This window comes from Halorubrum cibi (assembly GCF_900182635.1).
In the GTDB taxonomy this organism is placed as follows: domain Archaea; phylum Halobacteriota; class Halobacteria; order Halobacteriales; family Haloferacaceae; genus Halorubrum; species Halorubrum cibi.
Genome location: NZ_FXTD01000001.1, coordinates 498,492 through 514,075 on the forward strand (window position 1 = coordinate 498,492; position 15,584 = coordinate 514,075).

Sequence of the window (15,584 nt, forward strand, 5' to 3'; positions counted from 1 at the left end):
GGCTCACTTCGCCGGGCTCGGATCGGACCGGTCGTCGTCGGCGTCCGCCTTCGATCCGGAGCCGCCACCTGCGTCCGTATCGCCCCCGTCGCTGCGCCCGTTCGGGAGGAGCCGCCGCGCTAACGCCCCGAGCCGTTTGTACGCGAGGTTGACGTAGAGCCCGGCGAGAAAGACGGTCCCGATCACGAGGGGAGCGTCGGCCGCCGTCTCGCCGAGCACGACGTCCGAGAGCAGGAAGATCCCGACGCCGAGCGGGAGCGCGGCGGGGAGCCGGAAGTTGTACCGGAGCACGTCGCCGACGGTGCTCTCGAAGTCGTCCACCAGCGCCGTGAAGACGAACCCCAGCGCGCCGAGCAGGCTGAACACGGGGACGTACGGGGCGACGATCCGGCCGGAGGCGGCCGAGAGATCGACGGCGGCAGTGACGGTCGCCCCGGCGAGGAGCGCGGTCGCCAGGAGGTCGACGCCGACGACGGCGAGCCCGACCTTCGAGCGGTACCACGTCCGTGCCGCCCAGTCGGCCTCGTCGTCGGCCGTGTCGTCGGTCGCGGCGGTCGCGGCATCGCCGCCGCCAGGCGATTCGCTTCCCGAACCGACCGAGCCGCGGCGCTCACCGGCCGCTCCGTCGGCGTTCGACCCGGTCGATGTACGTCCCGCCCGATCCCCCATCGAGCGTGTGGTTCGTCACCGAGTACCAATTACTTTCCCCCGAGCGACGCGGACGCGTTTCAGACGGCCGCGCCGACGTGCGGCTTCACCGCGCGAACGATGTCGTCGACGTCGTATCCGTCCTCCTCTTTGTCGAAGACGAGTTCGCCGTCGACGCGAACGACGAACACGCCGTGGTCGCCGGTCACCAGCGCGACCTCCTCGAGCTCCTCCCCGAACTGTTCGAGGACCGCCCGTGAGACGTCCTGTGCCCGGTCCAGCATGCCGCACGGTACGCAGTACTCGATCTCGACTCGTGTCATACGCGCCAGTTGGGGCCGAACCGGCATAAAACGGCTGCCCCGGCGAGCCCGGACCGTTCGGGTTCAGACCACGAGCGCGTCGAAGACGACCGCGAACAACAGGAGCCCGAGGTACGCGTTCGACGCGTGAAACGCCCGGAACGCCGCGGACTCGCTCCGCTCGTAGTGGAGCCGGACGACGGCCCACAGGAAGACCGCGCCGACCGCCACGCCGACGAGCGCGTACAGCGCGCCGAGCGGTTCGGCGACGAGCGCGAGCACCGCGGCGGCGACGAGCGTCGCCCCGAGGTACCAGAGGATGTGTCGCCGAGTGGCGGTCTCGCCGCGAACGACCGGCATCATCGGGAACCCGCCGCGCTCGTAGTCCTCCTTGTACGCCAGCGCGAGGTTGTAGAAGTGCGCGGGCGTCCACAGAAAGATCACGGCGGCGAGAAGCAGCCCCCCGCCGCCGACTTCGCCGGTGACCGCGGCCCAGCCGATGAGCGCCGGGAGCGCGCCCGCCGCCCCGCCGATGACGGTGTTCTGGACCGTGTTCGGCTTCAAAACGAGCGTGTACACGACGCTGTAGAACAGGATCGCGACCAGCCCGAGCGCGGCGGTAAGCGGGTTCACGCTCCAAAACAGCCCGAGGGAGACGGCCGTCAACAGCCCGCCGAACGCGAGCGCGTGCGGAACCGGGACCAGATCGGTCGCCAGCGGGCGGTCGCTGGTCCGTTGCATCCGCCTGTCGACGTCGCGTTCGAACACGTGGTTGAACGTCCCGGACGCGCCGATGGAGAGTGCCCCGCCGGCGAGCGTCGCCGCGACCGCGTACGGCGTGAACCCCGGACCGCCGGCGAGCGCCATCGCGGCGGCGGCCACGAGACAGAGCAGCCACATCAGCCGTGGCTTCATCAGCCGGAAGTACGCGGCCGCGGTGGCGCGCAGCCGGGGCACCGTCGCCGTCGGCACCGACGGCTCGGGAGCGTCCTCGACCGGGGGAAGGTCGTCGGTTCCCGGCTCGAAGTCGGTCGGCGCGTCGTCGGCGTCGCCGGTTGCGTCCTCGAGCCACCACGCCAGCGCCGCGAGGACGCTCGCGAAGATCGTCACGCCGAGGACGAGGTGGATCAGCCCGAGCGGGAGCGTCCCGCCCGGAACCGCGAACGAGGTGTCGCCGAGGGCGACGACCGCCCCGATCCCGGCCTGTGCCGGGAACAGCGCCAGCGCGAGGAGGAGCGCGGCGCGGACTCGGCGGTCCGCGTCGGCGACCCACGCCAACGCCGCGGCGGCGACGACGAGCCCTCCGACGAGGGCGGCCGCCGCACGGTGGCCGAGCGCGATCCAAGCCGCCGGCTCCGTGGGGAGCGCGTAGCCACCCCCACAGGCGGGCCAGCCGCCACAGGCGGCCGCGGCCTCGGTCAGGGAGGTCGTCGCCCCGACGACGACGAGGAGGTACACGCCCATCGCCGCCGCGGCGAGGATCGCGGGGAACCGGTCGGGTATCGTCACGTGGATCCGCTTGGGTGTCGGTCCATATATGTCCCGCGCTTTCGCGGGTCACGGTCGGCCGCGACGCCGTCCCGCCCGCGCCCACCCGAACTCGACCTCACCCGCGGCGCTCGAGGATCCGATCGATGATGTCGCCCGTCGAGAGCAGCTCGTCGTCGTGGCGGGGCTCCCGACCGGACGCCCGCTCGACCCGGCAGTCTATCCCACGGTCCTCGAGCGCGGCCGCGATGGCGTCCTCGTCGTGGTGCTGATCGTAGCCGAGCACGATGACGTCCGGGTCGATAGCCTCGATCGGCACGAAGATGTCCTCGTCGTGTCCGAGGCGGGCCTCGTCGACGGCGGCGAGCGCGGCGACCATGTCCCGTCGCTGGCGGTCCGAGAGGATCGGCTTCGCCTTGTGGGTGACGTTCGACCCTCGGGCGACGATCGCGTGGAGCTCGTCGCCGTACGTCGCGGCGTCCTCGAGGTAGTGGACGTGTCCGGGGTGGAGCAGATCGAAGGTCCCCTGCGCGACGACCCGGGTCATCGCAGCCACGAGAGGAATCCGCCGCGGTCGTCGTTCGCGTCCCCCAGCTCGCGGTCGATGTCCTCCTGGGTAAAATCGAAGAAGTGCTCGTCGGGCATCTCGACGTTGAGCACCTCGAGCGTGCGCTGGTTCCCCTCGTTGTCGAACGCCTTCCAATCGCCCCACCCGTAGGGAGCGCCGACGATGATGTGGACCTCTCCCTGGCCGAACGTCGCGAGATCGGCGTCGCTCGGTTGGAGCACGCCGTTCGGGTGCGAGTGAACCGACCCGACCGAGCGCATGTCGTTCGGCTTCATGTGCGAGCGGACCGACGCGCTTGTCGGGGATGACTCCGTTCCGGGGATGACGAGCACGTCCGTGATGACCTGTCCGTCCCGGTCGACGTCGAGGTCGCGGGCATCGTCCGCGCGGAGGAACCCCATGTACTCGTTGGGGTGGGTCTCCTCGCTGGCCTCGAGGACGAACTCCATCGTCTCCCGGGCGATCCCGAGGAGGTCGTCCGACCGGAACAGTCGCATGTCCCGGGAGAGTCGCCGTCGACTCATATGGGTTCCGGACCACCGGGACGCGGCCGGACGTGATCGGACGCTACGGCCGCCTCGACCGCCTCCGTCCGATGAGCGCGATATAACAAGCTTAACACCGTCCGATCCCGAACGGCGTGTATGAGCGAACACACCGCCGGGGATTCCGGCACGCGGGACGATTCGAGTCCCGAACCCGACGCCGTGATGGCGGAGGGGAAACGCGATAGCCGAGACGTCGTCCGCGATCTCGCGCCCGACTGTACCCTCGAGGACGTCGAGACCGGCGCCCTGTACCACGCCGCCGTCAACGGCGTCGTCGAGTACGGCGTCTTCGTCGACGTCTCCGACGCCGTGAGCGGGCTCGTCCACGAGTCGAACCTCGAGGGCGAGTACGCGGTCGGCGACCGGCTGATCGTCCGGCTGACCGAGGTCAAGGAGAACGGGGACGTCGCCTTCGACGAGGCGTCGCCGGGCGGCTACACGACCGAGATCGTCGAGCACGAACCGACGATATCGCGCGTCCGCGGGCTCGTCCCCGGCGACGAGGTGACCGTCGAGGGCGAGGTCGTCCAGACGAAACAGACCGGCGGCCCGACGATCTTCGGCGTCGCCGACGCGTCCGGCGTCGTCTCCTGTGCCGCCTTCGAGGAGGCCGGTGTGCGGGCGTACCCCGCCGTCGAGGTGGGCGACATGGTCCACGTCTCGGGCACGGTCGAGACGCGGGAGGGCGGCCTCCAGCTCGAGGTCGACTCGTTGAAGCCGCTCTCCGGCGACCGCGCCGAGGAGGCCCGAACGACGTTCGAGGCGGCGCTCGAGGAGAGAGCCGAGCCGGCCGACGTCGACCCGCTCGTCGAGTGGGAGGCGTTCGAGTCGATCCACGACGACCTCCGCGAGCTGGCCCGACTGCTCCGGCGAACCGTGCTCGCCGGACGGCCGATCCGGGTCCGTCACCACGCCGACGGCGACGGGATGTGCGCGGCGATCCCGGTCCAGCTGGCGCTCGAGCGGCTCGTCCGCGAGGTCCACGAGGACCCTGACGCCTCCCAGCACCTATTCAAGCGGCTCCCGAGCAAGGCCCCCTACTACGAGATGGAGGACGTCACCCGCGACCTCAACTTCGCGCTCGAGGGGCGCGCCCGTCACGGCCGGAAGCTCCCGCTGCTTCTCATGCTCGACAACGGGTCGACCGAGGAGGACGTCCCCGCCTACGAGAACCTCACACACTACGACATCCCCATCGCGGTCGTCGACCACCACCACCCCGACCCGGACGCGGTCGCGCCGCTCCTGGACGCCCACGTCAACCCCTACCTCCACGGCGAGGACTACCGGGTCACCACCGGGATGATGTGCGTCGAGCTCGCGCGGCTGATCGACCCGTCGCTCACCGAGGAGCTCGAACACGTGCCGGCCGTCGCCGGCCTCTCGGACCGCTCGAAGGCCGAGGCGATGGACGACTACGTCGAGCTCGCCGCCGAGGCCGGCTACGGCAAGGAGGACCTCCTCGACATCGGCGAGGCGCTCGATTACGCCGCCCACTGGCTGCGCTACTCCGAGGGGAAGACGCTCGTCAACGACGCGTTGAACGTCGGCTGTGACGACCCCGAGCGCCACGAGGAGCTGGTCGAGTTCCTCGCCGAGCGCGCCGAACGCGACGTGGACCGCCAGCTCGAGGCCGTCGACGATCACGTCGAACACGAGCGGCTCGCCTCCGGCGCGCACCTCTACCGGATCGACGTCGACGAGTACGCCCACCGGTTCACGTACCCCGCGCCGGGGAAGACGACGGGCGAACTCCACGACACGCGGGTCCAGGAGACGGGCGATCCGGTGATCACGATCGGGTACGGGCCGGACTTCGCCGTCCTCCGCTCGGACGGCGTCCGGCTCGACATCCCGACGATGGTGACGGAGCTGAACGAGGAGCTTCCCGAGGCGGGCGTCTCCGGCGGCGGCCACCTCGTCGTCGGCTCGATCAAGTTCGTGAAGGGCCGTCGCGAGGCCGTCATCGACGCGCTCGTCGGGAAGATGGCCGAGGCGGAGATCGACGAGTCGCTCTCGTCGACCGCCGTCATCGACGACTGATCCCGCGTCCCGGACGTTCGGTCCGGTTCGGCTCGCTCGGATCTCGTTCGCTCGATCCCGTTCACACGAACGTCACCTCGCGACGAGCGACCGCTCCGGCGACGACCACCGTCCCGAGCAGTCCGCCGACCGTCCCGACCGGGAGGTGGATCCCGCCGCCGCGCCAGTCGGCCGCGTACGTCCGCGCGTAGAAGTCGGCGACGTGGGGATTCTCCACCGCGAGGAGCACCTCACGGTTCTCCGTCCTCGCACCCTCGTTCCAGTTGAGGCTCCCCACGACGGCGGTGTCGTCGATCACGAGCCCCTTGGCGTGGATCTTGTCGTACCGGCCGCGCGGCTCCGCGACGGCGACGTCGATCGGCTCCGCGGCCAGCGTCTCCGCCAATTCCCCGTTCGTCTCGCGGTCGTACCACGCGTTCGACAACAGAAGGTGGACGTCGACGCCGCGGTCGGCCGCCCGTCGGAGCGCCCGAACGATCCGCTCGTTCGGCCCGCCCGTCCGCGGGACGACCGCGAGGACCCGGTCGTCGGCCGCGTCGATCCGGTCGACGATCCGGTCGCCGGCGTTGCCGGGCGCGGTGAGCAGTTCCACGTCCGCGGGCGCTGGCGTCGGCGGGTCGAACCGTGTGGGATACGGTCGGTCCTCGTCTCCCGAGCCTTCGCCGTCGCCGTCGTCGTCCCCGTACCTCGGCGGGCCGTGAAACGTCGTCTCCTCGCGAAACGCGTGCCAGGACCGGGTGTCGGGACCGGTCGCGTCGTTCTCGAAGAGCGCCGCGAGGTCCTCGGCGACCGCCGGGTCGTCCGCGATCACGCCCCAGCCGCGGCTCGACTCCCCGCCGGTCCCCGACCGCTTCCAGTTCTCCGTGAGCACGACCGCCCGGTCGTCGGCGACCGCGTACTTGGCGTGGTGAAACCGGAACCGGTCCGGGTCGCCGTCGAGGACGCGCACCTCGACGCCGGCGTCGACGAGCCGGTCGGCGACGCGCGCGCCTCGCCGGGGGAAGCCGCCGACCGGGGTTCCCTCCAGCAGGACCCGCACGTCCGCCCCGCGAGCGGCCGCGTCGACGAGTCGGTCCGCAACGCGCTCGGACTCGATCGTGTAGCCGGCGAGGTAGATCCGATCGTCCGCGGTCGCGAGCGGCTCGACGGGCGTCGCCGGGGTGTCCGGGAGGACGAACGGCGTCACTGACGCGCCGGAGACGCGCTCCGGCTCGCGCGGCTCGTACCCGATCGGTCGCCACTCGCCCCACGTCGCTCGCCAGCGGTACCCCTCCCGAACGCGGCCGTACTCGACGACGTCGACGGCGTCGCCGTCGCGGCGCAGTTCGATCCGGTCGCCGCTCGCCGAGAGCGGGAAGTACGCGTCGAGTTGTCGGACCCCCGGCGGCGTCCGCTCGCCTCTCCCCGCGGCGAGGTGGTCGCGAGCGAGCTTCGGCTCCATCGAGAGCGCGACCGTTCCGTTCGCGTCGGGCGGGAGCATCGCGTCGTGGTAGCCGTCCGAGAGCGACCAATTTCCCGGTGCGGGGAGCCGAACGACGAGGTACTCGCCGCGATTGCCCTCGGTGGTCGGGTTGGGATACAGCTCGAGGATCCGCGGATCGGAGGGATCGGCCGTGCGGTTCGCCGCGCCGGACGACGCCGTCGTCTCGTCGGTCGGCGGCTCGGATTCGATCGCTCCGGGCGACCCCGTCGGCGCGGCCGCTCCCGCCACGCCGGCGACGCCCGCGGCCGACGCGACGGTCGCGAGCAGGACCGCGACCGCGACGGCGACCCGGACGGCGCGACCGGACCGAACTGATCGGCGGGATCGGTCGATCGAGGGAGGCATACGGGCTCTGGTTGCGGTATCGAACATAAACGTCCGGGCGGCCCCCTCGTGGTACCACGACCCTCGCAAGGGTTATCCCCGAATCGGTCGTACGTTTGTTTGCAATGGCAAACGGAAAGGTTGATTTCTTCAACGACACTGGCGGCTACGGTTTCATTTCGACTGAGGACGAGGACGATGACGTGTTCTTCCACATGGAAGACGTTGGCGGCCCGGACCTCGAGGAGGGACAGGAGTTAGAGTTCGACGTCGAGTCGTCGCCGAAAGGCCCCCGCGCGACGAACGTCGTCCGCAACTAAGCTCCGTCGGGCGACCGTCGCCCCGAGACCTCACACGACGACCATCGAGCCCGTTTCGTCCTCATCGGAGGGCGCCCGGACGCGACCCAGTTTCTCACGCATATCACGCACGGAGCAGCGTCCGCGTCGGACGCCGAGCCGTCGCTGACGTCGATGTCGACGCGTCCTCGAGCCGACGGCTACGAGCGGTTCGAAGGCGATTCACGGTTCGAAACGAGGGAAACGAGACCCGATCGACCGACTACGCCGGCGTCGCCGCGGCGTCGAGGGTCGCCTGCGCCTTCTCGGCTTCCGTCTGGATGATGAACGAGCGTTCGTCGGCGTACTCGGCGACCGCCTCGAGCGCCTCACGGGTGCCGATCTGTCGGAGCGCCCAGCCGGCCGCCGCGCGGACGTCGTCCGAGTCGTCCTCGGCGAGCGCGTCGGCGAGCGGGTCGATCGCTCGGGTGTCGCCGATGAGCCCGAGCGCGCGCGCGGCGAGCGGGCGGACGTGGTCGTTCTCCATCTCCAGTTTCTCCGCGAGCGGGCCGACGGCGTCCGCGGAGCCGATCTCGCCGAGCGCCTTGAACGTCGCCTTCTGGAGCTGCGGATTCGAGTCCTCGTCGACGTACTCTAAGAGCGTCTCGACCGCCTCCTCTGCCGCCATCTTCCCGAGGATGCGGATCGCGAACTCGTCGCGCTTGCCGGCGCGGCCGAGCAGCTCCTCCACCGAGTCCTCGGTCTTCCCGCGTTTGCCCATCCGCTCGAACGCCTCGAGACAGTGACGCTCCATGAACTCCGACTGAAGCGAATCCAGCGCGAGCAGGATCATGTCGACGTTGCCCCGCGCCTCGTGTTCCTTCAGCGCGGCCCACTCGACCGGGTAGTCCTTGTAGTGACCGAGCACGTCGTAGTACCCCTGCGCGCGGAGTTGCTCGTGGGTCTCGAGGTCGTCCCACTCCTCGGCGTCCTCCAGTCCGTCCTCGAGCGCGTCGGTCGCCTCCAGAAGCGCCGCGATCGTCTCCGCGTCGTCGTCGGGGTCGAGATCCGCGTCGCCGATCCCCGCCGCGACGGCGTCGAGCGCGTCGACGAGGACGGCGATCCGGTCGGCGGCGGCGTCCGACTCGCCGTCCGTGTCGGCGTTCGCATCGGCACCGTCGTCCGCGTCCGCCGCGTCCGGATCCGTCTCGATCGCGTCCGCCTCGACGGCGTCGTCGACCGCCTCCGCGGCCGCGTCGACGAAGGTCTCGACGGCATCCGCGGCGTCCGCTCGGCCGTCGGCCGTCCACTCGGTGTCCTCCAGCGTCGAGGCCGCCGTCTCGATCGCCTCGACGACGTCCTCGGCGTAGGGGCCGCGGGCGTCCTCGACTCCCTCACGGAGCTCCGCGATCCGGTCCTCGAGCTCGCCGCGCGGGTCGTCGGCGTCCTCGTCGTCCTCGTCGGGTTCGGGGAGATCGGCGTCCGACAGGGCCTCCTCGGCGTCGTCGAGAAGCGCCTCGACGTCGTCGAGGTCCGCCTCGGTCTCGGCGTCATCGAGCGCCGCCTCGATCTCCTCGAGGTACTCGGTCAGGGACTCCTCGGTCGGCTCGTCGGGGAGCGTCGGGGCGGTCGCCTCGGGCTCGTCGGCCGCCGCCGCGTCGTCGGTGTCGACCTCCTCGGAGGCATCGGCCGGCTCGTCGTCGCCGTTGCTCATATACCGGAGAATGCGCGCGTAGTCCATTAAGACGTTTCCCTTCGCGTCGACGTCCGCCGAACCCGCCCCGTCGCGGCCGGTTCGAACGCGTGACCGTGTTCGTCGTCGATCGCCTCGGTTTCCGTGCGGCGCCAGGAATCGCCGACTACCGTTCGACGTCGACGACTACCGTTCCGTCTCGACCGTCAGATCCGTCGCGATCCAGGCGTCGGTGTTTCCCTCCTCGATGAAGACGGTTCGATCGGGAGTGGTGCGGCTCATCGCCACGGCCGGCGACTCGTCGTCCGGGACGCCTGGGTCGCGTTCGACGCGTTCTCCGCTACTCATTAGCGACCGCTCGGGGACGGCCGTGGTTATAGATTTCGGTCGGCCTAAATCCGAACGGGACGCCGGCGACGATGGCGGCGATCCGGACGGGTTATCGGAGGGCATTACCCCGACGGCGGCGTCGATCGGACGATGACGGACTCGCTTTTCACGCCGTTCTCGCTGCGCGAGACGACGGTCCCGAACCGGATCATGCTCTCTCCGATGTGTCAGTACTCCGCCGAGGAGGGGATGCCGAACGAGTGGCACCGGGTCCACCTCGGCACCCGTGCGGTCGGCGGCGCGGGCGTCGTGATGACGGAGGCGACGGGCGTCGAGCGCCGCGGCCGCATCACCCCGGGATGTCTGGGGATCTGGTCCGACGAGCAGGCCGAGGCGCTCGAGCCGATCACGGCCTTCGTCCGGTCACAGGGCGCGCTCCCCGCGATCCAGTTGGCCCACGCCGGCCGGAAGGCCTCCCACGCTCCCCCGAGCGAGGGCGGCCACGCGCTCCCGATCGATCACGACGAGGGGTGGGAGACGATCTCGGCGACCGACGAGCCGTACCCCGACGAGGAGCCCGCCGCGACCCGCCGGATGGACGCCGACGACGTCGCGGACGTGGTCGACGCGTTCGCGGCCGCCGCGGAGCGTTCCCTGTCGGCCGGCTTCGAGATCGCGGAGGTCCACGCCGCCCACGGCTACCTCCTCCACCAGTTCCTCTCGCCGGTCACTAACGACCGCGACGACGAGTACGGCGGGAGCTTCGAGAACCGGACGCGGCTGGTCCGCGAGGTCGTCGAGGCGGTCCGCGGCGTCTGGCCCGACGACAAGCCCGTCTTCGTCCGGATCTCCGCGACGGACTGGCTCCCCGACCGCAATTCGTGGGACGTGGACGACTCGGTTCGGCTGGCCCCCCTGCTCGCCGAGGCCGGCGCGGACCTGATCGACGTCTCCGGCGGCGGGATCCACCCGGACCAGCAGTTACCGAACTCGGGACCGGGCTACCAGGTGCCGTACGCGGAGGCGATCCGCGAGGGGACCGACGTGCCGGTCGCCGCGGTCGGCGGGATCACGGAACCGACCCATGCCGACGCGCTCGTGCGCAACGGGCGGGCCGACCTCGTCGCGCTCGGCCGCGAAATGCTCCGTCACCCGTACTGGCCGCTCGAGGCCGCCCACGAGCTCGGTGCGGAGATCGAGTGGCCGGTACAGTACCGCCGCGGCCGGTTCGAGTAGCGGCGGGTCGGCCGTTCCGTTCGTCCTCCCCGGCCGGGCGCCTTCTCTGACCGGGTACCTTCCTCCGGACGGGCTTTTTATCTCCCGGCCGCGTACGGGCGCACATGAGTTCCCGTGGTTCCCGCGACGGCCCGCGTGACGACGACCTCGAGGAGCGGCTCGACGAGCTCGAGGACGTCCTCTCCGAGCTCCGGGCGGACCTGCGATCGAGCGATCGGGAGGGCCGCGACCGATCCGGTCCCGTCCGCTCGCCCCGCCCGTCCGGCCCGCCGCGACCCCCGCGGCTCTCCGAGCTGGTCCGGTTCACCGAGGAGTACACCATCCCGACGGTGATCGCCCTCCTCGAGACCACGATCACGTCGCTGGAGCTGTTGCGCGGGACCCTCCGGCTGCTCGATCCCGGGCGCGACCTGCGCGAGGACGCGGACGCGATCGCGGGCCCGCTCGCGGGTGCTCGCGACGGGGCGGCGGCCGGGCTCGCGCGCTCGCTCTCGGAACTCCGGACCGCGCTCGCGGAGGCCGACCTTCCCGAGGAGGCCGCCTCGCGGTCGATCATCGAGGACGCCCGCGACCTCTCCGCGGAGATCGAAGCGCGGATCGAGGAGGGGCGCCGGGAGGCGGACGCAACGAGGCGGTCGGATCGGGGAGGGGACGACCGAACACGGCGGGGCGATCGAGGCGGCGACGGCGCGGTCCACATCGACGTGACCGACCCGGACGACGAGCGGGGAGGCCGTTCGGCGGACGAGGGCGGCGGAGACGAGCCCGACGTCGGGAAGCGACCCGAGGTCGACGTCGAGTCGGAGCTCGAGTCGATCAAGAGCCAACTCGACGACGAGAACGACGGGGAGAGCGAGGCGGACGACGGTTCCGAGAGCGACGAGGCGAATGCCGGCGGCAACGAGGTGGATGACGGCGGCGAGAAGGGAGATTCCGACGGCGACGACCGCTGACGGGCCCGGTCACCACTCCGCGCCGAGGTGGTCGGCGACGCGCTCGGCGGAGTCGCAAAGTAACGCGCCGTCGTCGGTGAACACCTCCAGCGCGACGGTCCCCTCGAACTCCTCGAGCGCGTCGCTGACGCCCTCGTAGTCGACCTCGCCCGCGCCGACCGGCATGTGGGTGTCGCCGCGTCGGCGCACGTCGTGACAGTGGAGGTGCGAGACGCGGTCGCCGTGGCTCCGGAGGAACCGCCGTATCGCCCCGTTTCCGCCCTCCATGTAGGCGTGGCCGACGTCGAAACAGACCGCGGTGTCCGTCTCGCGGGCGACGTCGCCGAGCACCGACAGCTGGATCCCGCGGTGCTGGTGGCCCACGTTCTCGACGACGACCTCGACGCCCGCCTCGCGGCCGGCGTCGGCGACGCGCCGGAGCTGGTCGGCGGCGACCTCCCGAAACTCGACGTCGTCGCGGTCGGCGGAGGTGGCGTGGAGGACGGCCTTCTCCGCGCCGAGGTCGCCGGCCGCCTCCAGCAGTCTCCGCTGGTAGGCGACGATGGCATCGTTGACCTCGGGGGCGTAGCTCGTGAGCGGTTGGCTGTACGGGAGGTGAACCATCAGGTCGCGGCCCGCCAGCGCCCGGTCGAGTCTATCCGAGTCGATCGATTCGGGCGGGAGGCTGCCCGCGCCCACGCCGAGTTCGACGAAGTCGAACGCCGCGGGCGACGCCGCCAGCCGGTCGAGGTCGTCGCCGACGGTCACGCCGATGTCCATACCGATCGGCTGCGCCGCGGGGGACTTAAGAAAACGGACGCCGGAACTCGACCCGTTACTCCTCGTCGACGAGCGAGCCGAGCACGCGCTCGGCGTCCGCGGGCACGTCGAAGTCGTGGTAGTGCTCGCCCTTCTCCTTCGAGAGGACGTTGAGCGCGGCCGCCGCACCGTCGCCGGCGGAGATGACCGCCTGCCACTCCTCGGCGCGGACCATCGCACCCGTCGCGTAGGCGTTCTCCACGGAGGTCTCCATGTTCACGCCGACGTCGACGGTGTCGTCTTCGGAGAGGTCACAGCCTAAGTCCTCGGCGAGGTCCCGGCTCGCGCCCGTCGCGAGCACGACGTAGTCGGCGGCGTACTCCTCCTCGGCGGTCGAGACGACGAAGCCGCCGTCGGCCGCCTCGACGCCCGTCACCTCGACGCCCTGGTGGCGCTCGACGCCGAAGTCGTCGACCTGGTCGCGCATCGTGTCGACGAGGAGGGTGCCGTCGACCGACCCGATTCCGGGGTAGTTGAACAGGTGCGCCTTGTGCATCCACGTGCCGTCGGTATCGAAGACCGTCGTCTCGAGACCGTTCTTCGCCGCGAAGAGGGCTGCGCTCAGACCCGCGGGACCGCCGCCGACGACGATGACGTTTGCCATGTCGGAGACACGGGTTCGACCCGCATAAACGCGCGGTAACGGGAGTGTGATCGGGTGACTGAAGAGAAATTCGAGGGAAACCGGACGGCGGCCGATCAGTCGTCCGCGAGCGGCGCGTCGAGGTCGATCTCTCCGGCGTCGATCTCGGCTTCGACCTGTCGCGCGGCCTCGACCATGTTCTCGGTCTTGCCGTAGGCGATCTCGCGGGGAAGCAGCTTCAGCCCGCAGTCGGGCGAGATCGTCAGCTTCTCCGGGGGAACGACGCGCAGCCCCTGGCGGATGTTCGCCTTGATCTCCTCGACCGGCTCGACCTCGGCGGTGTGGGCGTCGACGACGCCGAGCGCGAGGTCCGGCTCGAACTCGGGGTCCTCGAACGTCGGGATCTGCTCGTAGTCGCCGTTACACAGCTCCACGTCGAACTCGTCGATCGGGAAGTCGTTGATCTCGGGGTAGATCCGCGAGTAGTCGCCGTAACAGACGTGTAAGCCGATCCGCACGTCCTCGTCGATCCCCGAGACGATCCGGTCGAGCGCCTCGCCGACGATGGCGTGGTCCTCCGGCGTCGTCGCCAGCGCGGGCTCGTCGATCTGGATGTAGCGCGCGCCGGCCTCGACGAGCTTCTCGACCTCCTCGTTCACGAGGTCCGCGAGGTCGTAGACGAGCTCCTCGGTGGAGGGGTACGCCTCGTTGAACGCCCAGAAGCCGAGCGTGTACGGCCCCGTGATCGGCACCTTGACGGGGCGCTCGGCGACGTTCGTGGTGAACTCGAACTCGTCGACGAGCCACGGCTCGTCGTATTCGACCTCCTCGACGACCGAGGGCTTGTCGAAGTAGTTGTGGCCCCACACCTTCACCGGGCCGTTGAACTCGTAGCCGTCGATGCGCTCGGCGAAGAACTCCACCATCTCGTTGCGGCGCATCTCGCCGTCGACGACCGTGTCGAGGCCGGCGCGCTCGTGCTCGTGGGTGATCAGCCGGCAGGCGTCGTCGTGGGCCTCCGCCAGGTCCGACTCGTCGAACTTCGAGTCGGGGTCCTCGACCAGTTCGTCGGCGCGGTTCAGCCACTTCGGCTTGGGGTACGAGCCGACGACGGTCGTGAGCAGGAACGAGTCGTTCGGGTGGTCGTGCGGGCGGAACTGTTCGCGGTTGGCGGACGGGTTGCGGACCATTATTCGAGCACCTCCGTGGCGGCGGCGAGGGCGGACAGCTTCGCGCGGTACTTGTTCTCGGGCAGGTAGAACAGCTCGGTGTTCGGCGTCAGGTAGGTCGTCTCGAAGTCGGCGGCGGGGGCCTGTCCCTCGAACCACTCGACGCGTTCGGCGACCGTCTCCGGCTCCTCGACGAGCGTGTTCTGCCCGTCGACGAGACCGAGCGCGACCGAGTCGGTCGCGCCGTACTCCTGGACGTTGTACACCGTGTCCTCGCGATCGCCGGCGACGAGGTCGAGCCCGAGCGCGTCCGCGTCCGCCTCGTCGACGAGGTGGGCGTAGAGCTTCTCGTCGAGCGCGCCGTAGAACGTCTGGACGACCACGTCGGCGTCGGTCGCCGCGGCGACCGTCGCGATCGCGTCGGTCGCGCGCTCCTCGGTCCCGTCCGCCGGCGGGTTCGTCACCAGCGAGGGCTCGAGGAGGAACAGCGTCTCGTGGGCCGGGAACGCCTCGAGTTCGCCGGCGAGGAAGTCGGCTATCGCCGCTTGGAACTCGGCGTCGTCGCCGTAGTGCTCGTCGGTCGCCAGGTCGGCGAGCGAGTACGGCCCCGGTAGCGTCGCCGCGAGCGGAGCGTCGCCGGCGTTCACGCCGTCGATCAGGTCCGCGGCCGCCTCCAACTCGCCGGCGACGTCGCCGGAGAAGTCCAGATCGTCGACGACGCGCGGGTCGCGGTAGAAGTTGTTGTTGTCGTAGTACCGCACGATCCCGCCGGTCTCGACGCTCTCGTGGACCGTGAGCGGGTGGGCGATCATGTCGTCCCAACGGGCCTGCCCCTCGGCGACGCGGTCGAGGCCGGCCTCGAGTTGATCGTCGACGAACTCCGCGCGGACCTCGTCGTACGTCTCGGTGATCTCGCCCTCCTCGTCGCCGCTCAGGAGATCGCCCTTCTGGTGGCCCTTCAGGTCCGAAAGCGTCCCTTTCGCCCAGTCCGGGAGCGGATAGATCCCCGGCGTGGCCGCGACTCGTTCAGTCATCACCGAGCGTTGGATATGCCGTTGTATAATATTTCCGAACCTGTTTCATGCCCCTTGGTTATTCCACGGATCGCGACGCGATCGGAGCCGAACCCTTACCATCGAT

Annotated in this window: 16 protein-coding genes; 4 read left to right on the forward strand and 12 right to left on the reverse strand. The window is 70.3% G+C overall.

Annotated elements, in window-relative coordinates; translation table 11 throughout:
* Positions 1–3: 3 nt before the first annotated feature.
* The 5 genes from FN829_RS02400 to FN829_RS02420 all read right to left on the reverse strand — a co-directional run bounded on the left by FN829_RS02400 (position 4) and on the right by FN829_RS02420 (position 3,503).
* Complete coding sequence (locus tag FN829_RS02400) at positions 4–669, reverse strand: hypothetical protein (RefSeq protein WP_185955662.1); 666 nt, start codon at positions 667–669, stop codon at positions 4–6.
* Positions 670–728: 59 nt separating this feature from the next.
* The gene (locus FN829_RS02405; RefSeq protein ID WP_142985395.1) at positions 729–971 is read right to left on the reverse strand and encodes a SelT/SelW/SelH family protein; all 243 of its coding nucleotides are present in this window, start codon (positions 969–971) and stop codon (positions 729–731) included.
* 63 nt (positions 972–1,034) lie between these two features.
* Positions 1,035–2,459 carry a heme o synthase gene (locus FN829_RS02410; protein ID WP_142985396.1) on the reverse strand — a complete coding sequence of 475 codons (1,425 nt, stop codon included), beginning with the start codon at positions 2,457–2,459 and terminating at the stop codon, positions 1,035–1,037.
* A 97-nt stretch (positions 2,460–2,556) separates the two neighbouring features.
* Entirely contained in the window at positions 2,557–2,985 is a 429-nt protein-coding gene (locus tag FN829_RS02415; protein ID WP_142985397.1) for an adenylyltransferase/cytidyltransferase family protein, read from the reverse strand.
* Positions 2,982–3,503, reverse strand: coding sequence for a Mov34/MPN/PAD-1 family protein (locus FN829_RS02420; protein WP_142985398.1), 522 nt, complete (start codon positions 3,501–3,503; stop codon positions 2,982–2,984). Before FN829_RS02420 ends, FN829_RS02415 begins: the two co-directional genes overlap by 4 nt.
* A gap of 147 nt (positions 3,504–3,650) precedes the next feature.
* Here FN829_RS02420 and FN829_RS02425 point away from each other — a divergent pair, with 147 nt between their 5' ends.
* Entirely contained in the window at positions 3,651–5,597 is a 1,947-nt protein-coding gene (locus FN829_RS02425) for a DHH family phosphoesterase (RefSeq protein ID WP_142985399.1), read from the forward strand.
* Positions 5,598–5,658: 61 nt separating this feature from the next.
* On the opposite strand, the gene FN829_RS02430 is transcribed toward FN829_RS02425, so the two are convergent.
* The gene (locus FN829_RS02430; protein WP_142985400.1) at positions 5,659–7,425 is read right to left on the reverse strand and encodes a phospholipase D-like domain-containing protein; all 1,767 of its coding nucleotides are present in this window, start codon (positions 7,423–7,425) and stop codon (positions 5,659–5,661) included.
* A gap of 104 nt (positions 7,426–7,529) precedes the next feature.
* On the opposite strand from FN829_RS02430, the gene FN829_RS02435 reads away from it, so the two are divergent.
* Positions 7,530–7,724: a cold-shock protein gene (locus FN829_RS02435; RefSeq protein ID WP_112079586.1), complete on the forward strand. Its 195-nt coding sequence runs from the start codon at positions 7,530–7,532 to the stop codon at positions 7,722–7,724.
* Positions 7,725–7,965: 241 nt separating this feature from the next.
* Here the strand turns inward: FN829_RS02435 and FN829_RS02440 are convergent, their stop codons facing one another.
* Both FN829_RS02440 and FN829_RS15780 read right to left on the reverse strand, forming a co-directional pair.
* Positions 7,966–9,396: a HEAT repeat domain-containing protein gene (locus FN829_RS02440; protein ID WP_142985401.1), complete on the reverse strand. Its 1,431-nt coding sequence runs from the start codon at positions 9,394–9,396 to the stop codon at positions 7,966–7,968.
* A 165-nt stretch (positions 9,397–9,561) separates the two neighbouring features.
* Positions 9,562–9,723 carry a hypothetical protein gene (locus tag FN829_RS15780; protein ID WP_185955663.1) on the reverse strand — a complete coding sequence of 54 codons (162 nt, stop codon included), beginning with the start codon at positions 9,721–9,723 and terminating at the stop codon, positions 9,562–9,564.
* Positions 9,724–9,855: 132 nt separating this feature from the next.
* Between FN829_RS15780 and FN829_RS02445 the strand changes: the two genes are divergently transcribed.
* Together FN829_RS02445 and FN829_RS02450 are read left to right on the forward strand one after the other, a co-directional pair.
* Positions 9,856–10,941 (forward strand): NADH:flavin oxidoreductase/NADH oxidase, encoded by a 1,086-nt coding sequence (locus FN829_RS02445; RefSeq protein WP_142985402.1) that lies wholly within the window; start codon positions 9,856–9,858, stop codon positions 10,939–10,941.
* A 104-nt stretch (positions 10,942–11,045) separates the two neighbouring features.
* A complete protein-coding gene (locus FN829_RS02450; RefSeq protein WP_142985403.1) occupies positions 11,046–11,894 on the forward strand; it encodes a DUF7547 family protein in 849 nt (282 codons plus the stop codon).
* Between the two features lie 9 nt (positions 11,895–11,903).
* Here the strand turns inward: FN829_RS02450 and FN829_RS02455 are convergent, their stop codons facing one another.
* From FN829_RS02455 to FN829_RS02470, 4 genes are all read right to left on the reverse strand, one after another.
* Complete coding sequence (locus tag FN829_RS02455; protein WP_142985404.1) at positions 11,904–12,653, reverse strand: sugar phosphate isomerase/epimerase family protein; 750 nt, start codon at positions 12,651–12,653, stop codon at positions 11,904–11,906.
* A gap of 55 nt (positions 12,654–12,708) precedes the next feature.
* A complete protein-coding gene (locus FN829_RS02460) occupies positions 12,709–13,296 on the reverse strand; it encodes an NAD(P)/FAD-dependent oxidoreductase (protein ID WP_142985405.1) in 588 nt (195 codons plus the stop codon).
* Positions 13,297–13,391: 95 nt separating this feature from the next.
* Positions 13,392–14,465: a methionine synthase gene (locus FN829_RS02465; RefSeq protein WP_142985406.1), complete on the reverse strand. Its 1,074-nt coding sequence runs from the start codon at positions 14,463–14,465 to the stop codon at positions 13,392–13,394.
* The gene (locus tag FN829_RS02470; RefSeq protein WP_142985407.1) at positions 14,465–15,478 is read right to left on the reverse strand and encodes a 5-methyltetrahydropteroyltriglutamate--homocysteine methyltransferase; all 1,014 of its coding nucleotides are present in this window, start codon (positions 15,476–15,478) and stop codon (positions 14,465–14,467) included. The genes FN829_RS02465 and FN829_RS02470 overlap by 1 nt, the downstream gene beginning before the upstream one ends.
* Positions 15,479–15,584 lie beyond the last annotated feature (106 nt).